The 2,987-nt window shown below is 33.9% G+C and carries 4 protein-coding genes and 1 pseudogene; 4 read left to right on the top strand and 1 reads right to left on the bottom strand.

Annotated elements, in window-relative coordinates:
* The 4 genes and pseudogenes from WIW89_RS08690 to WIW89_RS08705 all read left to right on the top strand — a co-directional run.
* Positions 1-114, top strand: a pseudogene (locus WIW89_RS08690) (conjugal transfer protein); the annotation flags it as partial.
* A gap of 357 nt (positions 115-471) precedes the next feature.
* Positions 472-945, top strand: coding sequence for a hypothetical protein (locus tag WIW89_RS08695; protein WP_337720454.1), 474 nt, complete (start codon positions 472-474; stop codon positions 943-945).
* Positions 929-1,480: a hypothetical protein gene (locus WIW89_RS08700; protein WP_337720455.1), complete on the top strand. Its 552-nt coding sequence runs from the start codon at positions 929-931 to the stop codon at positions 1,478-1,480. Before WIW89_RS08695 ends, WIW89_RS08700 begins: the two co-directional genes overlap by 17 nt.
* Positions 1,477-2,619: a hypothetical protein gene (locus WIW89_RS08705; RefSeq protein ID WP_337701177.1), complete on the top strand. Its 1,143-nt coding sequence runs from the start codon at positions 1,477-1,479 to the stop codon at positions 2,617-2,619. Before WIW89_RS08700 ends, WIW89_RS08705 begins: the two co-directional genes overlap by 4 nt.
* A gap of 47 nt (positions 2,620-2,666) precedes the next feature.
* Here the strand turns inward: WIW89_RS08705 and WIW89_RS08710 are convergent.
* Positions 2,667-2,987: hypothetical protein (locus tag WIW89_RS08710; protein ID WP_337720456.1), on the bottom strand; the 321-nt coding region annotated here is incomplete at its 5' end.

Consider the following 2,987-nt stretch of genomic DNA (forward strand, 5'->3'; position numbering starts at 1 on the left):
GAATGGGTTAGGAAGAGTAGGACTGAGATCCTAAACTACGTCTACAAGAAATACCCGGAATACGCTAAATATTCCATAATTAGAGACAAGGTTTTAAGTAGGTTACAAGAATGAAGACGAAGAGGAAGTCGACTTTTGTTAACTTCCTCTTAAACTCCTTAAGAAAAAATTTTAAGGCTTTATGCACTTCACTGGTACCCTGGGCCTTAAGCTTTCACTCTTCTGTTTTTCATTATCAAAACTTCCAGTAGTAGTATTAATGTTAAATTATTTCCCTAAAATCTATATTTGTACAGTTTTTATATAAATATAGCACAAAATGGTAATCAATACATTTAAGATAATACGAAAATATATAATTTAGGTAGTAATAATGCATTACTTTAGGCGTTTAATATGTGACAATGGCATTTGCTTACATTCGGTTACTGAGTACCTTGTTTCAATACTGAATAAAGAGGTTGCTAATAGATGTCAACTATCCAGTGTCCTTACTGTGGGTCTAATATGAATTCATTAGCTATTACACAAATTAATTCGCCACTAGGAGGAGTAACTTTTAGTAGACCTGTGAGGATTCTCCCTCTTCATTGTGGTACATGCGGGAAGTGGTTCTGGTTAGAGAGTCCAAATCTAGACTATTTGCTCAACAATATGGAGTTAGAGAAAAATGTTTTTGAGTTCCTTATAGGTAAGTTTGGCATTTCTCGTTATCGTGACTTTTTAAAAAGACATTTTATAGGTTTTACAAAGAGGTTTAGGAAAGATAGTATTAAAGGCATAATTCCAGGCTTGCTTAAACGTAGTATATTGATATACGATTATATCATCGAATATAAAGGAAAGAGATATTTCATTTCATGTTATCGAGACAGAAAGACAAAATGTTATAGATGTTACCAAATAACTCCAGTCGTAGGTGAGGAAAATGAGAAAGCTATCTGATGGGACTGAGTTTTACACGTTGGATGAAGCGGAGGGGAAAGAATTCGATACTTATGACATTTATCTACATGAATTTGTGTTAATCTTCTTTGGTCTAGAGCCAGAGAAGCCTATTCAAAGTAGAATAAAATACCAGAAAGGACTCTTCCTGTTCTTAAAAGAACTAGAGAAAAGAGGATATAAGGTTCAGGATCCTCATTTTATTCCCTATAGTTATGGGCCGTATAGTTTTGTCCTAGCTAGAGTTCTGGATAACTTGTGGTGGTCTGGTTTTATCGAAGCAAAAGGGGAATATGGCAAGGAGACTGAGGAGTTCAAGCTAACAGAAAAAGGAAAAAATGAGGCAATATTATTAATTAAAGAAAAGATTAAAGAAAAAGACTTGCGAGACCTTATTACGTTTAGACAGAGCATAGATCAGTACACAGTAGATGGAATATTACATTATGTGTACACTAACTTCCCTGAAATGAAGGAGAAATCCAAAATAAGAGCAAAATATAAGGATATTAAGTGGGGCAGAGGGAAGGGATGAGGATAACATCATATTCAGAACAATCTGTTTATGGTCATAAGGTTGTTTTTTATCAAATTGAAGTTGAGGGTTCCAAATTCACTACACCAATAAAAGCACTTACTAAGGCAGAGTTGATAGCAAAGCAATATTCAGCCTCAAACATTTACTTACCCGATTATGCCTTCATATGTAGTTCTCCCTTCAAGAAGAGTTATATACCAGATTTAGATTCTGAGCTAACTAAATTGCGAAACCTATTGTCATCTAACAATAAGATCTTCATATATATCCCTTCCATACCCGAAAACACCGAGGATACTAAGGTAGATGCTATTAAGGACTCAGTACAGTACCAATACGATTATAAAACCAGTATTTTGGCTGTACCTATAAAGGATCTTTCAAGAGAAAAAGCTATTAATATCGTCAAAAATGTCGTGAAAGACTATAAGGATCAAAGCGTGTTTCCCGTGGTAGGTATTGATAGTGCAAGCGTTACTAAAGAGCTTATCCATAAAGTTAATGAGATTTCAGGTATAATAATTAGATTTGATAAGAAAAATATTGACTCATATAACAAAATTCATAGTAATGTAAAAACACTGTATTCAATTGTTGAAGGAAATAATAAATTGCCCATTTTCGTAGATTTGCCTAAAAGTTTCAAGGTAATAGTAAGGTCGAGACAATACGTGATAGAGTCTACTACGTTGTTAAGGTATTTTTTCAGCGGAATACTAAGTTATAATACTAGGTTCAGGCAAAGTAGGAGAAAGTTAGAAGGTGCCAGTTATTATAAATTAATCCAAGAGAGGTTTAACGCTTCAGCTATTATAGATCCAATTACTAATGAACCAGTAAGCTTGAGCCAGATGATAAGTAATAATAAAAAATTCGAAGAAATAAAAATGAAAATTAAACAAATAGCTAAACCCGATGATGAAACAGCAATATTTTTACTCGATCACATAGAGGAGGCCTTCCGCGAATCTGATATAGAGAAAAAACGCGTAATATCATCTTTAGTCGATGCATTAAACTCTGTAATAATACACTATGAATTGGAGGATTTTCGAAAGGATGTGGTGTCCTGTACTTCTAAAAATAAGAGCTTACAAGATATCCTTAGATCATTTTCAGGTTTGGAAATGTTTTAGTTAAGAAGCTTAACAATAGTTAAGAGTATATGAGTAATCTATTTAACTTAAAGTTTAGGACATTCAATTTCCTTAAAGAAGTCGCCCACGTTATTGCCGTTTACAACATCGTAGTCTGGATCCTTTAATACTTCTAAACAGATAGGTTTCGATGTTATGTTATCACAGTACACATTAACCCTTATTATGTCCCCTGCTCCCACTCTCGCTCTATCATCTCTGGGTACCAGTGCGGGATTCCTATTGCATCGTATTACAGAATATTTGCCATTTAGTGTTGTTTTACCTATAACTACTAAATCCGCTATTTCATAATCTCTCTTTGCTATATCCAGCGGTCTAAATTGATCCTTTATATCAGTATACAC

It is taken from the genome of Stygiolobus sp. CP850M, assembly GCF_037389425.1.
In the GTDB taxonomy this organism is placed as follows: Archaea; Thermoproteota; Thermoprotei_A; order Sulfolobales; family Sulfolobaceae; genus Stygiolobus.